Here is a 17,461-nt window from a genome sequence, read left to right as displayed (position 1 = left end):
TGAAACCCTTCGGCTGGAACATGGAGATGGAAAAGTGTTCGCCTCGGTATATGTGACTTTTTTTGAACGAGGTGAACACCACCATATCAGGCAGCCTCTTGCAGTGATGCAGGCGCATACGAATCGGCCACGGTCATTTCCAATATCTTCAGAGCCTTTGCGTATTTCTTGGTCCTCTGCCGGTCATGGGATGTCGGTTCGGGGATCCTACGGCCGTCCATGTTGTCTTTCAGATCGTAGGTCTTTACCGTTGCCGCCAGCAGGTCTGATGCCAGGCGGTGGATATACTGCATGTACGTTTCGCCTGGTTTCCTTGAGATGGCCAGTACGGCATCTGCGATCCTCTGCCCGAAGATGCGGACCAGTGACTCGTATGAAACTTTGCCGTGTTCAATTACGTCATGGAGAACACCCACTATCCGTTCTTCCATGGTCCGGCCCATCAGCATGACCCGCAGTGGGTGCTGGATATAATCGACGCCAGCCAGATCAACCTCACCGGCGTGGGCTGCTTTCGCTATTTTTATTGCCTTGATAAGCAATATCCGGGATTGTATTTCCTTGCTGGTATCCATGTGCTGGCCTCCTTATATAACCTGTGTTATATTGTTAGCCCTAAACGCTATCTTGTCAATAGATATACAACCGTTCGGTTGTATATCATAATGCGCCTGTAAGCCACAATGCCTTCACTGAACTGTTTCTGCAGTCTTTTTAAGCTGGTCCCATGTGGTAGAATTTCCGAATTTTGAAGTCTTACGCCAGATCTTTTTGCGCTCAAGCACCAGTTCCCCTTCGGCCCGCAGTTGACTGGCTATCCCCCTTACTGCAGAGGGTTTTATCTTCGGGTTGGCGTCGCAGATGCTCCTGATCCTGAACTCCGCTGGCATTGACTTGAGGATTTCCAAAATGCCCGGCGCTGTGCGGGACGTCCGTTTCCGTTTATTCCTTGCCATTTCCCTGAGACGGTTGGCTTCCGTTTCGCTGTAGTGCCTCTTCTTGCGAAGACAGATAGGGCATGGCAGGTCTGTGCCGTAGCCTGCAGAGAGTTGTTCCGCTATCGCGGCAGACACCAATCCCACACTGATTGGAGTAGACCCGGCCCGTTCGTCAATAAGGACGGTTGCTATGATGAGTTGCATCCTGGTTGCGGAGGAAGGGAAGAGGGACTGCAAGACACTGGTGATGCTTGATACTCTGGTCTTGCTGGGGCCGACGATGCCGGACACCATGTCGATGTATTTGTCTGCTGGGATTGTGTTCTTACCCTTCATATCTTGCTCCGCTGCGGGACTGTGTTGCTCCTGGTTGCACGTGAGGCCTTCTTGAGCTCTGCTTCATCGATCCTGGCCGGCAAGCCATCCATGAACGCCTTGTCCATCACCAGGGTTGCCCTCATTTTCTGCTCGATGTCATCGGGCGCCCGGCGGGAACCATCTTCGTAGCATTGGTACGTTGCCTTTTTGAGGTTAAGGTCTTCGGCCATCTCCGCGATACTGTAGCCGATCTGCAGCCGCAAGCGCCGAAGAGGCACTTTTTCTTCCGCAATCAATTCGTCCGTGTGTTCCATAGAGACCTTATGATCTGCGGGTTCTTTGCTGTAGCCGCGGTAATGCTGTATCCACACTTGAGACACTTGGCGGTAACGATATTTTTGTCGTGCGGTTCACGTACCCGCACATAATCTATTTGGCAGAACTCAGACGGTTCTGCGTTGCATTCCGGACACCCTTGAAGCGTGATCATATAGGCCCTCCGGGGTCTGTTGGTATAACACTGCAACCAACTTAGCACGCAGGGCTATTTTGTCAATTAAAATACAACCGTTCGGTTGTATTATCTGATTAGCTTATTTTTATTAAGCGTGAGAAAATTAGATAAAAAAAGCGCCCCTGTTAGAGGCGCGAGGAGAGTTAAGCGGCGAGACGGAGACTGTAGGAGCGGGATGGGCGTTGCAGAGATAGTCTTTTTGGCCGGGTTTTTTCATGCAAGCCAAAAGCGTCCGTCAGTATCTTGTGATACCAGGCGCAGGTGCTTTTCAACGTCGGCCTTGTGGGTATGCAGAGTTTGACCTTTGTGGTGGACTCCCCCGGGGCGAATCTCTTGTCCCAGTCCCCTGGCACCTGCATCCCGAAGGGTGTCTGCTGACAACGAAAATAATGCTGGACGTCGACCGGGAACAGGTTGCCGGCAAGGAAGACACCCTCTTTCGTGCGGTGAAGAACTACATCGTGGCAGGAAACGCTGGTCGGTACCGGAGGCAGCACGTTGAGGGGATCCTGACCGGACAAGGCCGCCTCTTCAACGTATTTTCTCCACTCCCTCGATATATCCCGCGGTACGATGCTGGCGAGAGTTTTCGACAGCGTTACCTTCTCGACATAATCTTCGAGGATCGTCTGGTACCTGTTTTCTACCACCACTGAGCACACACCCGGCCGGCATTCGGAAACATGGAGAGTATAGAGACTCCATCTCCCGCGAGAATCTTTGTTTGGCCAGCAATTATCCTTATTAAAAACTGATAGTTCCACACTTGAAGCCATTTGCCCTCCCACTTGTCACTATCACAATCCAATACAGATGCCAGTTATGTCCAGGTTATGATTTCATTATTACAAGGAGCGTGCCAAACAGAAACGCACTCATATCTACAAGTAATGATTGGGCTTTTACGTTTACAAAAATTCACTCACATCTTTTGCTGGACTGTGCATTTTTTTACAGTTATATTGCCTGCCAAAGAGATATGTTGTAATTCCGCATGGTTGCGTAGGTGTGAATTATTTTACAGATTTCTTTTTGAAAGTTCATCGTTGAACAGGAATGATGAACTGCACCTGGAGGTATAATGAGCAAAGTGGTCAGCACAATTGTCGTTATCGATGACGAGGCAGCCTTCCGTGATCAGCTTAAAAGCTTGTTGAGCATCAAATGCGGGTGCTCTGTCCTCACGTTCGAGGACGGCCGCGATGCCTATCCGGTCATTGATAAGGGCGGGGTCGCAGTTGTATTGCTTGATTGGATGATGCCCTATGCTGGGGAAAAAGTGCTGAGAGAACTGACGGAGCGGTCGCCCGAAACCAGGGTGATCGTCATGACAGCCCTCAATGATGTTCCAACCGCTGTAAGCGCCATGAAACACGGGGCAAAGGACTTCATCCCGAAGCCTTTCGATAAAGAACGTCTTTTGTCGGTCGTAAGATCATCCCTGGAAAACTTCGAACTCCGCCGCGACTACCAGATGCTGAAGAACAAGATGCTGGAACCGGAGCTGGCGACCACGACAAGCCGGGTAGTGTTCCGCAGCGCCGCAATCCATTCCCTGCTCCTTATCATCGAGGGCCTGTCTCAATCTCGACATCCGGTGCTGATCAGCGGAGAGACTGGAGTCGGCAAGGAGGTGTTCGCAAGAGCGATCCATGAGAGCAGCGGGGTTAAAGGCCAGTTCGTAGCCGTAAATGCCGCGGGGCTGGATGACTTTGCGTTCAGCGACACACTGTTCGGGCACAGGAAGGGAGCTTTCACAGGCGCGACGACATCGCGCGACGGCCTGATACGCCAGGCGGAAGGCGGCACGTTATTCCTGGACGAGATTGGGGACCTGGCACCGGAGTCCCAGGTAAAACTCTTGAGGTTCCTGCAGGAGGGTGAATTCTACCGTTTGGGCAGTGACGCGGTCATGAAGGCAGACGTGCGTATCGTTACCGCCACAAATGCGGACTTGAGCAAGAACGGGAAATTTAGGCAAGATCTCTATTTCAGGCTCCGGACACACAGCCTCGCTATTCCGCCCTTACGGGACCGGATGGAAGATGTGCCGGTGTTGGTGAACCATTTTCTGAAACGGGCTGCAGCTATCTTCGACAAACCGATCCCCGAGGTGACCAGCGACCTTCTGTATGCGTTCCAGGGCTATTCGTTCCCCGGCAATGTGCGCGAACTGGAGAACATCATCAACGACATGGTGACCCTCAACCGAACAGGAGTCCTTTCCGCTAAAGACGTGCCCTTCGATGTCCCGAACACCCATGCCGGCGGCCTAGGTGATGAGGAAATAGGACAGCTTGATTCGCATCCCTTGAGCCGGATTTACGGTCGGTTTCCGACCATTGACGAGATGGAGGAGTACATGATCGAGGAGGTCCTGCGGGTCACTGATGGCAACCAGAGTAACGCGGCCAAGATCCTGGGGATGTCGCGGCCCACGTTGAATAAACGCCTCAAGGCAAGGGAGCAGTCGCAATGAATCTGACGGAGTTCAAAAACAGGTTAGGCCACCTCCCGTGGATGGCCATGGCATCAGGATTTTTCCTTTACCTGGGCGATCTGACGGTCCAGGGTGTTGCGCCGCATATAAACTCACTCGTCCATGAAACCGGACACTTCATTTTCGGTAAGCTCGCCAATGTACCTGTGGCCAGTGTGAACATCGGGGCTTCCTCCGATAACCTCCTGATCGTCCCGGTTTTCAAGGTTGGCCAGACGTTGTTCAATATCCACAGGACGACGTTGAAGAGTTACGTGGATCCCGGGGTAATGTCACCACCGGCTCTGTTTTTTTTCGGTGGTCCGGTGATGAGTATGCTGTGGGGAGTGCTGCTGGCTTATTTTGCGAAAAGGATTTCAGCCAGGCCGGGGCGGTTCTATGAAGTTCTGACCATAGTGCTGGCCATTGGAGCACTGGACAGTTTTTTCGGGCGCGGGGTGTTCAACCTCCTGCCGCTTTACCCTGCTAGCGACGGGTCCAAAATAATAGCGGCGTTATTCTGATACAAATTTATTCCCTGGAGCGAAAATCGGAGATTTCCCACTGAGCAATGCGTTCCACGATCTTTTTGTTCACCAAACGGGTATCGGTGAGTATTGTTTTCGGGTATCCCGTTGAACCAGCCGGTAAGGACAGCACTGGCAAGTTTATTGCCTTTGGAGTCCACCACTCCCCCTGATTTTTAAGGGTCCATATTTAATAAGGACCCGCTATTATCCTGGGCCCTTATTGAGTCAATCCACTATTAAGCGGGCGCTAGACATTTGGTTACTATTTCATAGACATCTCGTGGTAAGTCGAGAACTTCCTGTATCCTCTGTAACTCCTGACGCATGAGGGAGCTTCTTTTCTCTTCAAAACGTCGCCAGTTGGCCAACGGTGAAAGAAGTCGGGCTGAAACTTGCGGATTGATGGGAATCAACCGCAGCAACTGGTCGACCAGAAAGCGGTATCCGGCACCGTTCAGATCATGGAAGCGAACTTGATTGTTCTGACTGAAAGCTCCTACCAAGGCACGGAAACGGTTGGGGTTTGTGAGTTCAAATGCCGGGTGGCCAAGGAGTGCTTGTACCTCTTCCAGAGTTCCAGGAAGATTGGATAAAGCTTGGAGCGAAAACCATTTGTCGACAACTTGGCGGTCATCTTGCCAACGCTGGTAGAAATCGTTTAGCGCTTGGACTCTCTGCGGGCAGTCGCAGGAAACGAGCAGTTCCAGTGCTCCAATTGCTTCAGTCATATTATCTGCCTTCTGGTACTGGCCGAGGCAAAGATCAATAATTGACGGTTCACCGAGATTAATCAGATAGGAGAGACAGAGATTAGCAAGACGTCGATCACCGGACCGACCATCGTCCGGAGCATAAGCAGGACCTCCCATACAGGCTTCGTGAACAGTGAGAAACTCATCCCTGAAGAGAGACGCCAATGTTCGAATAACGAACTGATGAGCATTGTGAATCGCATCTGGGTCAATGACCGTTACGAGTTCGGCGATATATTTTTCGGAGGGAAGGTAGAGCGTCAGAGCCTGGAAGGCGCGATCCGGGTTTCTGCTCGTGAGTGTTATCCTGAAAGCTTCCGCAAATTTCGGATCCAGTGAAAATTCCTTTCCATTTTGCCGGGCAACAATCAGATCAAGAATGATCTGCGTCGACATTCTCTGACCAGCCTCCCAACGGCAGAAAGGATCCGATTCGTGGGCCATGAGCAAAACCAAATCATCATGTCGGTAGGGGTAGTCAAGATTAACCGGTGCCGAAAAGTTGCGTAAGAGAGCAGGTACTGGCTCGTCTGTTAAACCTTGGAAACGGAACGTCTCCTCTACAGAGCGGAGCTGCAGGACCCTTGTTAATGGTCCCTGACTAGATTCTCCGACGAGAGTGATTGGCATTTGTCGACCATCTCGTCCAAGCAGACCGAGAGTAAGCGGGATATGTAACGGTTTTTTGTCCGGTTGACCAGAAGTCGAAGGGCATGATTGACGGACTGTCAAAGTAAAGGTACCGGTATCCGGTTCGAAGTCACCGTTGGCGTTGAGCAGCGGAGTGCCGGCCTGGCTGTACCAAAGACTGAATTGATTGAGATCAATGTCACCGGCATCAGCCATAGACTTTACGAAGTCATCTATTGTCACAGCTTGCCCATCGTAGCTGGCAAAATAGTTGTCCATACCTTTGCGGAACTTTTCAGGGCCGATAATGGTTTGTAACATCCGGATGATTTCGGAACCCTTATTGTAGACAGTCGCTGTGTAAAAGTTATTGATCTCGATGTAGGAGTCCGGTCTGACTGGATGGGCCATTGGGCCGGCGTCTTCAGCAAATTGGATTGTTCGCAGGAAGTTGACGTCCGCAATTCTCTTCACACCACGGGATTCCATGTCGGCAGAAAACTCCTGATCACGGAAGATGGTGAGTCCTTCTTTCAAGGATAATTGGAACCAGTCCCGGCAGGTCACCCGATTGCCGCTCCAATTGTGTAAATATTCATGGCCGACAACCGCTTCGATCGCTTGGTAATCGTTGTCAGTGGCAGTTTCAGGACTGGCAAGGACATAGCGTGAATTGAAAATGTTAAGACCTTTGTTTTCCATGGCCCCCATATTGAAATCATCTACAGCCACGATCATATAACAGTCGAGGTCGTATTCCCTGCCGTAAGTCTCCTCGTCCCATTGCATTGCTTTTTTTAGTGAAAGCATGGCATGACCACACTTGTTACTGTTCTGCTCGTGCACATAGATATGTAAGGCTATTTTTCTTCCAGAACTGGTGATGTAATGATCCTCGATATTAACGAGATCCCCAGCAACCAACGCAAAAAGATAACTTGGTTTCTTGAACGGGTCATGCCATTTGGCAAAATGGCGACCGTTCGGCAATTCACCTTGGTCAAGTAGGTTGCCGTTGGACAGGAGAACCGGATAGCGTTCCCTATCGGCAATAATGGTTGTGGTGAAGACCGTGAGCACATCAGGGCGGTCAGGGTAGTAGGTAATGGAACGAAAGCCCTCCGCCTCACACTGTGTGCAGAACATTCCAGCTGAGCAATAAAGCCCTTCCAGAAACGTGTTATTCTTTGGGTTGAGTTTGGTTATTATCTCAAGGGTAAAAGCCGGAGGTACCTTATGGATAGTCAAGAGCTCTTGAGTGACTGTGTAGCGGTCTGAGGTCAACCTGACTCCATCAACTAAAAGTTCACGAAGGAGAAAGTGCTGTCCGTTCAAAACAAGAGGTCTCGGTTTCTGAGAAAAATCGTAATTTGCACGTAGTGACAGTCTAGATGTTACAATTGTAGTATCTTCTTCAAGTTCGAAGCATAACTCAGTGTTTTCTACAATGTAATCGAAAGTAGTATAATTATTTCGATAAGTCGTACTGTGGGCAACTTCAGTCATGATAATGTTATCCGTTCAAGTTTTGTCATTCTGCAAAATATAATAATATCGTCAAGCTATTTTGACTGGATTAAAGTATATAATATCAATTAGGTACGCTGGTCAACAGTTTTGAGAGGTCAACCATTTAAGCGGTTATTCGGCCCGAAGACCTCGCAAGCAGGGTTCTGGTACAGCATCCAGGCGGCCCTTACATCATCCGGGTCAAGAACGGGGGCCGTCCGGATGATCCTGCTCTCGATTGCCGGCACCCGTTCGTAATAGAATAACCCTGCCTGCTTCTGAACCACATCACGGAGTTGAGAAACCGCCTGTTTTGGGACAAAAAGGTAATCGGGGCACCAATCGACCCTTGTTTTCCCCCCGTCCTGTTCATCGAGCTGCTGTGCCTTTAGAGGTAGCGAATATAGTGTGAGGTCGAGGATCTGTCCGTCGATCTCCAGCCAGACATGATAGGGTGCCGCGTTCTCGGGAACAACCATACCCGGGGCCGGAAAGTGAAGCACCACATCGCTGTCACCTGGGCCGACACGCCAACCGGCATATCCGGCTACAAGCGTTGCATCCACCCCCAGGTCGGCAAGGATCTTCTGAGCGAGTGCCGCATGGATGTAACAATCCGACCCAAAGTGCCCGCTGGCTGCCGAGGCGAGCTTACGAAGCGCTGTAGAAAGGCGGGGTATGTCAGCTTTTTCAAGCAACCGGGCGCGGGCCAGAGCTTTTCTTTTCGCTTCCCCCATCTGTTACCCCTCCACTTCCATTGTGCCGTACTTGAGCGCTGCGTCCTTGACTGAGACCAGGCGCTGCTTGGCGATGTCTTCCTGGAACGCGGTGTTTGCCCGGCATGCACGGACTATATAAGCCAGGCGCCCCGCCCCACCGAAATAGACAGCCGCACAATCATCAAGAGAATTCCTAATGATCACTGTGTAGGCACCAGTAATAGCCTGACCGCCGATACCGCCATACCCAAGGGCAGTGCTCCCCCACATCTGCGGAAACATCACCACCTCGACGTCATAAGGCTCGGGGCGCCTGTTTTTTTCAATCACCGGACCCGCCATCACGCCGCTTTCACGCTCCTGCTGGTATTGTTTCGCCCTCTCATCTTTGGAAAGGCCCTTGCTGAAAGCGTTGTACGCTGGCCAGTCGCGGTCCTGGTAATGGTATTTCGGCAGATCACGCAGACAAGCCGCATAGAGTGCCGCTGACACTGATTCTACTGGGTTGGAAAGGTGCATAGCATCCTCCTACACTTTCGTTTATTCGTGATAGATACTGCGTTGATCAGAATGCCCTTTAGCCCTCGCAATCTTCCTCTAACTGTTTCAACTCTTTTGCGAGCCTATTTCTGAGAGTTTCCAGAGCCGCATGTTTTGCATGCGGGCATAAACAAGAACCGTGCTCCCGATAAGTGCATTCCTCGCTACCATCGGGAGGCATAACAGGGCAGAGCGCAAATCGGCACACTTCCACTCCCACGCAATCAAAGCTGACCTGGAATTCACCTTCGTACATATTTGCGCAGATGTTCGCTGTTTTAGTGGCTTTTTTCCTAGACATTGCACTCCCCCTCTGTTTCATGCTCTTTCCGGGTATCCATTGACGCAGCAGTCACCGATGAAATGGGCTGTGGGACCGCTCTGGTGAAAGATATGGGCCGAAGAAAACGGGATCATATTGCCGCAACCTATGCACTTGACGGCTCGTTCGATCGGAGATTCTTCAACAGTCAGTTCACGGATCGCATCGTCACCGCAATCCTCACATTCAAACAGCTCCCGATCGACACCCAGGAGAACGTCTGTCCTGGTACGCTCCAAATGCCCGCCACAGGTCGGGCAGGCGTCGAGGCATGCTGACCCACCTGGAGACTTTTCAGTCTGCTCAGAAGTGACCACCGGGATGTTTTGAAGGGCTTTTGCAATCTTGTCGGCGTTCTTGATGGTTGCGACCAGCAGGGCAGCCGTACATTCGGACAGGGAATCGCCGTGGGGGCCGAAAAGAGCGATAAGGGTGTTCGCATCGAAAACCCCCAGATGCCTTCCGCCATACACGCTACCGGAGATTTTACCCTCGATCGTGCCTTCCCATACGCCGATACCGAGAGCCTTCGGGAGCTTCGCCGCCATACTTGCGATCGCCGCCGCCGCTTCCTGGGCCGACATATCTTTGGTGGTCACACAGTCTGCGAGGTTTCCAGTTATTCCTGCGGGAGCAGGTGAACAGTCGTTTATCATCGGTGCCTCCTTCTCAGGTAAGGAAAGGGCGGTGAACGGATTGACCGCTACCGCCCCGGTGTTCGAGTCTCTGCGTTTAAGCCCGCATAGGCATGATGACTGCGAGGAAACCGTTTTTGTTGCCGATGGTCACAGGCTTGTTTTCGCCGTGGATGGTGAGAGTGACATCATCGTCCTTGTCGAGAGCGGCGATAGCGTCGAGCGTATAGCGGGCGTTGAGATTGACCTCCACCAGACCGCCTGCGTACTGGATAGCGAACTCCTCTGTGCCGTCGCCAAGCACCGCACTTGTAGCGGATACGTTGATGAGGTTTTCGGAGAAAATCAGTTTGGTGCGGCAATCTTTGCCGTCATTGACAACGCTGATTCGCTTCAAAGCCTGTGTAAGCGCCTGTTTCTCGATGACTGCCACCTGACCGGCTTCGGTAGGGATAACCCTCTCGTAATCAGGGAAGTCCATGTCCATCAGGCGAACTGCAAGCCGTGTGGAGTCGGTTTGAGCGTGGAGAGAGTTGTCCTTGATTGCCAGAGACAGTTTGCCGCCACCCTTGACCGTATCGGCCAGTTTGATGATTTCCAGGACTCCCTTTTTTGGGACAGTGATGCCGTTTTTGGAGATAAAGCCTTCGGGGAGTTCTTTCTTGCGCTGGACTCTCGACAGGCGGTGGCCGTTGGTGCTGGCGAAGCACAGGTTGCCGTCCTTCGTGTGGATATACACGCCGCAGAGGTTTATTTTCGTCTCGTCCGAGCAAATGCTGGCCTTCACCTGATTCAGGAACAGGGCCAGGGCATCAGCCCCGAATGGAACGATCTTCTCCGTTTCGGGAGACTTCAAGGCAGGGAACTCCTGGCCTTCCAGGCCGGCGATGTTAAAGCGGGTTTTTGCGGCAGTGATATTGATGGTGGAGTTTCCGGCTGTTGTGGAGATGCTGACTTCGCCGTTGGGCAACTCCTTGACAATTTCGTGCATCTTCTTGCCGGGGATAGCGATCAAGCCGTCCTCTCCGTCCAGAACGGGAAATTCAGTCGTGAGTTCAACCGACAGATCGGTGGCAGACATGGTTGCCATATCGCCAGAAACTTTCAAGAGGATGTGGCGAAGGATAGGCATGTTGCTCCCCTCGCCTGTTGCACCGATGACCTTCTCGATTTCCTTAACCAGTTCTGCCTTGTCGATTTTAAGTTTCATGTTGTACCCCTCTCTGTCTTTTGGACGATGGAATTGTGTCGTTCGTTATGTTTATAATATAGCATCATTTATGCTATATTGTCAACAAGATAAAGAACTAGAATAACGACACCTGTTTGTAGATTGGTTCGGGGTTTGAAGCTGTCGGCACGATCTGTTCTTTCGGGGTTTCTGGTTCCGTTGCTGACGCCTCTATCATGCTGTGCAAAGTAGCCTCGTCAATCACGGTAACACCCAACTGTCTGGCCTTACCCAACTTGCTGCCAGCCGACTCACCCGCTATGAGGAAATCGAGATTCTTTGAAACGCTCGATGCGAGTTTGCCGCCATGCGCCACGATCAGGCTCTCGATGCTCTTGCGGGGACTCGACAGTGTGCCGGTAATCAGGAACGACTTGCCGGACAGGCTGCCGGACAACTTCTCTTTGTTCAGCAGGGTCGGAGCGCCAACGTAGCGGTCGTCAACTACGATATTGGCCAGCAGGGACAGGTTCTCCATCCAAGTTTTTCGGGCGTTATTCAGCATCTTGATGCCGATCCCTGCAGGGAGCGGGGGGGTATCTCCAAGGCCGGTCAGGTGCATCAAGGCGGTGGCTGCGTCCAGGCTGCCGCAGAAGGAGATTATTTTGTCCATGTTCTTGTCGGCCAGACCGACGCACCCCATAGCGGTGAAAATGTCCACCGGCGAGGCGTGGAACACTTTGGCGGTCAGTTGATCCATGAAACTCTGTTGGCTCTTGTAACCCTCGGCTGGTGTCCATGTCAGCAGGGTTGCAAAATCTGTGATGCCCCAGTTTTCCAGACTCGTTTCGCTGGCTCCTTCAATGCCGCGACTCTTGACGAAGTAGGCGACCCGTTTCAGGGTGGCGGCGCTACAGATGTCGGCGGTGCAGGCCAAATCCACCCCTTTCCATTCCAGAGGCGAACCGCAGGCGGGGCAGACGGTAGGGAGTTGAGCATCGACCGGAGAACAGATGTCCTCAATCTTGGGGATAACATCCCCACCTTTGAGAATAAGAGCGGTTGCGCCTGTGCCGATGCCACAGTTCTTGACGTAGAGGGCGTTGTGGCCTGTTACCCTGCTGATGGTCGAACCGTCGATGTCAACCGGCTGGAGAAGCACGACCGGCTTGACGAGCTGGCCGCGAGATGTTGACCACTCCAGATCGAGAACGGGGGTTGCAACCGCCGGTAATGGCTTTTTCCATGCCACGAGTTCGACCGGAAGGTACGCATCTTCACTCCGGGTCTCCGGCGCACAGAGAACCAGTCCATCCATGCTGAACGGTGCAGTCTTGCGGGACTCTGCAAGGTGGTCGGCCAACAGTTCCTGGAGGGTTTCCACATCCATGCCGGTGACATCGAGCATCGTGTGCTGTGCCACCGTGAAGCCCAGTGATTCGAGCATAACCAACTGCTCTGCCCTACCCAGACCCTCCCCTATCTCGGCATCCAGTTCACGGTACTCGAAAGCAAACGCCTTGCAGCAAACGATTTCAGCCGGGTTTATCTCGTCCCTTCTCATAAGTCCGACAGTCCCGTTGCGGCGATTCTTGAAGCCAAGGGTTATATGGTCATCGCCAGTCAAGGTCAGTTCACCTCGTACTTCGATGGCCTTCTTGGAAGGTATGAATTCAGGAAGGATATACAGGAGTTTGTCAGTGATTGCCTCTCCATATTCACCGTCGCCCTTAGTGACTCCTTTTTGCAACCGGCCTTCGACGTAGTTTGCAAGGTACGACATACCGTCGATCTTCGGCTGGCATAGGAGCATATTGGTGACATACCGTTTCACCCATCTTTCCAGTGGGGCCAGGACACCGTACTTGAATTTGCGGAGACTGCCGACGATCCGGTCATGTTTCGTGTCGCCGGTTTCCTCGGTGAGTGTCCGCAGGAACGCCTCGAACTCGTCAATGGGTATCAGGGCTTCCAGAGCGTCCACCAGAGCGTCGTAATCCTCATCGGAAACGAGTGGTGAGCCTTGACGGTATGGTGCGTTCAGACGGGTTATTTCGGCTTTCAGTTCGGTAGGTGTCATAGGTGTCTCCTTAAATCAATCCGGTTAAGCGTAATTGTTCAATGCGTCGGTGGCTGACCTTGAGTGCCTCAGTCCAGGTGCATCCGGTTTCGGCCTGCACCTGTTTAGCATAAATAATCTCGTCTTGAATCGCTGAATCTTCCCTTTTCATTATGCCGCCATGTCCAGAGGCGCACGCTTGAGTTGCGCGAGGGTGCAGTCCTCGATGTCGAGGTCGGTGCGGACACCACCATAAACCGGCTGGTACAGACTTCCTCCCTCATAGTAGTAGAGGTATTCCACAGCCACCACGTCCCCCACACTGGGAATATTGTGGTTAGGAGGTACTGTTACGTTCCCAACGCCGATGGAGCGACCTTTATCGTCAAGGACACAGATGGCGACTGAACGCTTGGTGTTGATCGAGGAAACGATTACCTGGCAGTCTTCTACGAATTTATACTTCAACTGTGACCCACCCGATGCGGGTTTACCTGGGACCACAGGGGCGGATAGTTCCTTGAATACCATGCCTTCCCGGCCTTCCTTGCGGAGCCTCTCAAGCAAAGCTGTCTTGTCGAAGCACGAAAGGACGAGCGGTACTATAACGAAGTGCTTGCCGACTGCCGGGGTAAAAAGGGCTGTAAGATTCTTGAAGCGCGTAAAAAAGGGAAGTCCGGTGTAGTCTTTGCCGTCGGCAAAAAGAAGGTCGAATGCGAAAAAAATGTCCCCGATCAGTTCGCCATCCACAACCATTGAGGGAAAACCCGTTTTCGAGAGAGCCTCTGCCACAGGAGCCGGGCAAGACACCTTGAACCCTTTACGGTTACTTGTGAAATAATCTCCGTCCCGCAGGCACGCCGCACGCCGCTCACCGTTCTTCTTCTCTTGCGCTCCGAAAGAGGGACTTGAGAGGTAATGCTGGAGTTCTGTCTCGTCGATTGCGCTGAGCAGCTGCACAGCAATACCAGTGCGCTCCAGCTCGATAGTGGACTTGGTAGGTGTGGGGATGAATCCAGATGAGGAAGAAGGCGCAGTTGATACTTTGCCGAGGAAGGAGAACACATTAGACCCACTCACGCCTTCGCTTTCAACGTAGCCCTTGCCGATTTTCTCGTTGGCAAGTTTACGGAATGCCTGCTCTGCCTGTGCTGAGGAGGTATTGACAACCTTATGCCCCTGACTGAGCGTGCTGTTTCGTCGGCCATAAGCGAAAGCAGTAGAATACGTGCCGTTGTCTTCAGCAACAAGGGCTATATGGTAGACCTTATCACTGCCGCCACCAAAAAAATGTAGGTCAAGTTGTTTCAGAATCTCCGCCATGAGGCACCTCCAAAAAATCGTAGTTGTTCCTTATTGATATTTATAATATAGCATGTTTTACGTTATATTGTCAATGATAGACAGGGAAACGGGGAGTCTTTTTGAAGGGTGTAAAATAAAGTTGGCTACTGAAGAATAAAGTCAACTACTCGAAAAAAAGATGGATACTAAAAAGACTACCAAAGCATGGAGGGGTGAAGAAAAGTAGGGGTAGGTGGCCTACCCAGGAGAAGTGAAAAGTAGTTCAGGAGGGTTTTCAAGAGGGCAAAGGTTTGTTTGCCGGCACGTGTTCCATTGTCGGACGGCTTCTGGTTTCTACAGCGGCTGCGAAGGTGTTTTCAAGAGCGGTGGGGTCGCTCGTGTTGACAAGAATCTTGTGCCCCTTCGTCGAAGACCTAGATAGTCCTGTTTGTCATATCACTCTCCCACACCGGGGTGTCCGGCCTTGATAATCACACGCCACTCGACACCATCGTCAGCTGCCGTACTCCAAAATTCAGCAACGCTGTCGTTTTCGATATAGTCGCCGCACTTGATGGTCAGGTATTCCCTGTTCTCCGGCGTATCTTCACAAAGAACCACCTTGTTGTCTTGAGTGCTTAATTCAACTGCTTCTTCTGCCGTAGTGCAGACTGATTCCATGTATTTTCCTTATGAGGGCAGTTTGTAGGTATCAATTGAAGCACGGTTATTTTTTGCCGTCAACGACTATGTGGTCGTAAGGGATCAAAGGAGTCGAGTCCTTGAGGTACAGAGGGTGCCGGGGGTAATTATCCTTGGTGACTCCCAGGCACATCAAGTTCGGAATCAGTCGCCTGACAGCCTCACCCCTGCCCTGGTGTTCTCCATGCACTCCCCACGCTGCCAGCACAACGTCCGAAATTGAAGCGCAGCGCACTAACCACTCGTCGTTTTGGTCTCCCACGGGTTCAACTGCCCGCTTCATAAGCATCGGGTCTGTGGATCTCAACGAGAAGGCATTCAGCATACAGAGAGCGTCGTAACCGAGCGAACGCGCACGCTTCTGAACACGGTATACAGTGGGGTCGTCTGTCGTTTCATCAGCGGTAGATGGGTTTAATCCAATACAGGCCATGATGCGCTTGGGTGGGGTGGTGGTGAACACTCTCCAAAGGCAATATCTATAAAGTGGCACCGGCTCGGGCGACCACACGGCAGGATACCCGGGAAGATCCGCGTATGCGTCGGCGAACAGGTTCATGCGGCCTTCAGGAAAGGAAGTTCGAGGTTGTCGGCCACTTCGGGTTCGACGATATTTATTTGCAGTGATGCAACCGGCAGACTGTTGCTGACCTGGTCAATCATCACTCTCGCCTGGTCGATTTCGTCAGGAGTCGCCTTCGACAGGTCAAAGGTCGCGGTAATCATATATTCCCCCTATAAAGGGTGCTGTTAAACTCATATTATGCCTCATTTGAAGGGGTTTTTGACGGTGGTCGGGGCGATAACCTCAATAGCGTCCGGTAGATCGGTATGCGTAAGTTCTTCAACAACGGAGTCGAGCAGCCCCTTGAGTTCCAGTGCTGCGGCGAGACCGGGTTTGTCTTTTGTGATATCCAGACTGCCGAAGATGCTCACTCGATCCAGCCGGTTCTCAATATTCAACTCGCCGAAGGTGATCGCTTGCGATTCGTTTTGGAAAGGTTCAAATGTCATCTTGTCCTCCTCTAACGTTCTATAAATCCTTTATACAATATACATCAGAGCATAATTTTGAAATAAAGCACTATAACCAAAAGCACCGCCATGAGCAGTACCCCGCCTCCCACCACTATCGCGAATCGGTTACGCTGTCTTCTGTGCCAGAGCAATGTGAGCTTCAGGCTCATTGCTTCTTCTATTGTTGGAGGAATGTACCCCATAAATTATCCTTTTAGTCAATTAACTCTGACTCTTTTGCGGAGAGACTGCACAAAAGGTAAAGTGTCGTCTCCTGTAGGTACACTTACCGGCCACGTTTGCTATGGGGTATCGGGGTCGGCAACTGAATTGCGGTGTCTTTTACTGATTGAGAAACCCCCGGAAACAGGTTTATGTTGATCGCCTTTTCAACCTCGCTGATGCTGGCCACATTGTATTCCATCCCTGGACCGTTGGTCTCGACGAAACACCCCCCTTTTTGCGCCCGTGGGTAATAAAGACATTTGTAAAGCGCCGTTGGAATCAACACGCGGCCCTTGAGGGCTTTGATGTCCTGTCCCAAAAACATCGGACCAGTGATAACGAACAACTCCCCGACACGCTTTGCTTCCTTTCTTATAGCGCTCTCGGTCCCTTCAAAAAGGTGGCGATTGTTATCCGGATCTTGCCCTACCATATTACTCAAGAGGAAGGATTCGTGCTGTTCCAGCGGAGATGCGCTATCGGCTGCACTCACCAGATGGCCCCGGTCCAAGCCAGAACGGGCGAAGTCACTTAGTTCGGCCCGCTCGCTTGCCGGCAGGCGATCGTCCGGACGGAAGTCATTTGCACGAGGCAAACCACGGCCCGCTTCAAGACGCTCCCTGGTTATCCTTTCAGCTGCCCAGAGAGCTGTTCTTGTCTGGCCTGAATGCCCGACCGCGTATCCGGAATTGCATAGCTCGCGTGTTTTGGCGCTGACCTTGTTGTTCAGGTATTCCGGACCCTGCCCGTTGACGAAGAATTGTGGGCAGGCGGTTTGACCCGCGAAAGCCAGCGAGGTGTTAAGAGCGAAAAAGAGAGAGATAAGGGTTAGTAATTTCATGCGGGCTCCTCGTTGAGATACTGATTGCTTGAAATCGGGGTGAAATGCAGACCGTCTTCCGACTCTGCCCGGAAGATTACATTGTCCCCACACTTCCACTCTTCAGAAACAGCATTGGAACTGATTGTTACCCTTGGGCTGCCAGGTAATGTTGATGCAACACCGTGGAACAAATCACCGTCTTTACCGTCAATTTTGCACTTTATGGGTGGGTAGGTAACTTTCATGGGTCTCCTTACTCTTTTTCAAGGAAAATACAACCGAACGGTAATATAC

22 protein-coding genes are annotated in these 17,461 nt (G+C 51.7%); 2 read left to right on the top strand and 20 right to left on the bottom strand.

Translation table 11 applies throughout. The features are described 5' to 3' along the window. Window positions 1-86: 86 nt before the first annotated feature. The 5 genes from ACOCF6_RS02125 to ACOCF6_RS02105 all read right to left on the bottom strand — a co-directional run bounded on the left by ACOCF6_RS02125 (window position 87) and on the right by ACOCF6_RS02105 (window position 2,423). Window positions 87-575, bottom strand: a complete 489-nt coding sequence (locus ACOCF6_RS02125; RefSeq protein WP_482458737.1) for a hypothetical protein — start codon at window positions 573-575, stop codon at window positions 87-89. 114 nt (window positions 576-689) lie between these two features. Further along, the gene (locus ACOCF6_RS02120; protein ID WP_482458736.1) at window positions 690-1,274 is read right to left on the bottom strand and encodes a hypothetical protein; all 585 of its coding nucleotides are present in this window, start codon (window positions 1,272-1,274) and stop codon (window positions 690-692) included. Beyond that, on the bottom strand, window positions 1,271-1,570 hold the full coding sequence (locus tag ACOCF6_RS02115; RefSeq protein ID WP_482458735.1) for a helix-turn-helix domain-containing protein: 300 nt from the start codon (window positions 1,568-1,570) through the stop codon (window positions 1,271-1,273). The genes ACOCF6_RS02120 and ACOCF6_RS02115 overlap by 4 nt, the downstream gene beginning before the upstream one ends. After that, on the bottom strand, window positions 1,549-1,746 hold the full coding sequence (locus ACOCF6_RS02110; protein ID WP_482458734.1) for a Lar family restriction alleviation protein: 198 nt from the start codon (window positions 1,744-1,746) through the stop codon (window positions 1,549-1,551). Before ACOCF6_RS02110 ends, ACOCF6_RS02115 begins: the two co-directional genes overlap by 22 nt. Window positions 1,747-1,913: 167 nt before the next feature. After that, window positions 1,914-2,423, bottom strand: a complete 510-nt coding sequence (locus ACOCF6_RS02105; RefSeq protein ID WP_482458733.1) for a hypothetical protein — start codon at window positions 2,421-2,423, stop codon at window positions 1,914-1,916. Between the two features lie 428 nt (window positions 2,424-2,851). On the opposite strand from ACOCF6_RS02105, the gene ACOCF6_RS02100 reads away from it, so the two are divergent. Both ACOCF6_RS02100 and ACOCF6_RS02095 read left to right on the top strand, forming a co-directional pair. Then, a complete protein-coding gene (locus tag ACOCF6_RS02100) occupies window positions 2,852-4,249 on the top strand; it encodes a sigma-54-dependent transcriptional regulator (RefSeq protein WP_482458732.1) in 1,398 nt (465 codons plus the stop codon). Beyond that, the gene (locus tag ACOCF6_RS02095) at window positions 4,246-4,773 is read left to right on the top strand and encodes a hypothetical protein (protein WP_482458731.1); all 528 of its coding nucleotides are present in this window, start codon (window positions 4,246-4,248) and stop codon (window positions 4,771-4,773) included. The genes ACOCF6_RS02100 and ACOCF6_RS02095 overlap by 4 nt, the downstream gene beginning before the upstream one ends. Window positions 4,774-5,015: 242 nt before the next feature. On the opposite strand, the gene pepN is transcribed toward ACOCF6_RS02095, so the two are convergent. From pepN to ACOCF6_RS02020, 15 genes are all read right to left on the bottom strand, one after another. Further along, window positions 5,016-7,667 (bottom strand): aminopeptidase N, encoded by a 2,652-nt coding sequence (gene pepN / locus ACOCF6_RS02090; RefSeq protein ID WP_482458730.1) that lies wholly within the window; start codon window positions 7,665-7,667, stop codon window positions 5,016-5,018. Between the two features lie 119 nt (window positions 7,668-7,786). After that, window positions 7,787-8,407: a hypothetical protein gene (locus ACOCF6_RS02085; protein ID WP_482458729.1), complete on the bottom strand. Its 621-nt coding sequence runs from the start codon at window positions 8,405-8,407 to the stop codon at window positions 7,787-7,789. A gap of 3 nt (window positions 8,408-8,410) precedes the next feature. Next, on the bottom strand, window positions 8,411-8,908 hold the full coding sequence (locus ACOCF6_RS02080; RefSeq protein WP_482458728.1) for a hypothetical protein: 498 nt from the start codon (window positions 8,906-8,908) through the stop codon (window positions 8,411-8,413). Between the two features lie 58 nt (window positions 8,909-8,966). After that, complete coding sequence (locus ACOCF6_RS02075; protein WP_482458727.1) at window positions 8,967-9,230, bottom strand: hypothetical protein; 264 nt, start codon at window positions 9,228-9,230, stop codon at window positions 8,967-8,969. Window positions 9,231-9,247: 17 nt separating this feature from the next. After that, window positions 9,248-9,907, bottom strand: a complete 660-nt coding sequence (locus tag ACOCF6_RS02070) for a hypothetical protein (RefSeq protein WP_482458726.1) — start codon at window positions 9,905-9,907, stop codon at window positions 9,248-9,250. A gap of 76 nt (window positions 9,908-9,983) precedes the next feature. Next, window positions 9,984-11,096 (bottom strand): DNA polymerase III subunit beta, encoded by a 1,113-nt coding sequence (gene dnaN, locus ACOCF6_RS02065; RefSeq protein WP_482458725.1) that lies wholly within the window; start codon window positions 11,094-11,096, stop codon window positions 9,984-9,986. A 97-nt stretch (window positions 11,097-11,193) separates the two neighbouring features. Next, a complete protein-coding gene (locus tag ACOCF6_RS02060) occupies window positions 11,194-13,137 on the bottom strand; it encodes a BRCT domain-containing protein (RefSeq protein ID WP_482458724.1) in 1,944 nt (647 codons plus the stop codon). Between the two features lie 10 nt (window positions 13,138-13,147). Beyond that, window positions 13,148-13,288, bottom strand: coding sequence for a hypothetical protein (locus ACOCF6_RS02055; RefSeq protein WP_482458723.1), 141 nt, complete (start codon window positions 13,286-13,288; stop codon window positions 13,148-13,150). Continuing rightward, window positions 13,288-14,439 (bottom strand): ATP-dependent DNA ligase, encoded by a 1,152-nt coding sequence (locus ACOCF6_RS02050; RefSeq protein WP_482458722.1) that lies wholly within the window; start codon window positions 14,437-14,439, stop codon window positions 13,288-13,290. Before ACOCF6_RS02050 ends, ACOCF6_RS02055 begins: the two co-directional genes overlap by 1 nt. Before the next feature lie 417 nt (window positions 14,440-14,856). Continuing rightward, entirely contained in the window at window positions 14,857-15,081 is a 225-nt protein-coding gene (locus ACOCF6_RS02045) for a hypothetical protein (RefSeq protein WP_482458721.1), read from the bottom strand. 46 nt (window positions 15,082-15,127) lie between these two features. Further along, the gene (locus tag ACOCF6_RS02040; RefSeq protein WP_482458720.1) at window positions 15,128-15,661 is read right to left on the bottom strand and encodes a DUF1643 domain-containing protein; all 534 of its coding nucleotides are present in this window, start codon (window positions 15,659-15,661) and stop codon (window positions 15,128-15,130) included. Continuing rightward, a complete protein-coding gene (locus ACOCF6_RS02035; RefSeq protein ID WP_482458719.1) occupies window positions 15,658-15,828 on the bottom strand; it encodes a hypothetical protein in 171 nt (56 codons plus the stop codon). The genes ACOCF6_RS02040 and ACOCF6_RS02035 overlap by 4 nt, the downstream gene beginning before the upstream one ends. Window positions 15,829-15,870: 42 nt before the next feature. After that, complete coding sequence (locus ACOCF6_RS02030) at window positions 15,871-16,116, bottom strand: hypothetical protein (RefSeq protein ID WP_482458718.1); 246 nt, start codon at window positions 16,114-16,116, stop codon at window positions 15,871-15,873. A 289-nt stretch (window positions 16,117-16,405) separates the two neighbouring features. Beyond that, window positions 16,406-17,185, bottom strand: a complete 780-nt coding sequence (locus ACOCF6_RS02025; RefSeq protein ID WP_482458717.1) for a DNA/RNA non-specific endonuclease — start codon at window positions 17,183-17,185, stop codon at window positions 16,406-16,408. Further along, complete coding sequence (locus ACOCF6_RS02020) at window positions 17,182-17,412, bottom strand: hypothetical protein (protein ID WP_482458716.1); 231 nt, start codon at window positions 17,410-17,412, stop codon at window positions 17,182-17,184. The genes ACOCF6_RS02025 and ACOCF6_RS02020 overlap by 4 nt, the downstream gene beginning before the upstream one ends. Window positions 17,413-17,461 lie beyond the last annotated feature (49 nt).

The sequence above is a fragment of the Geobacter psychrophilus genome (genome assembly GCF_056821595.1).
The sequence above is the reverse complement of the archived record's forward strand: the minus strand, read 5'-3'. Positions and strand labels throughout refer to the sequence as shown.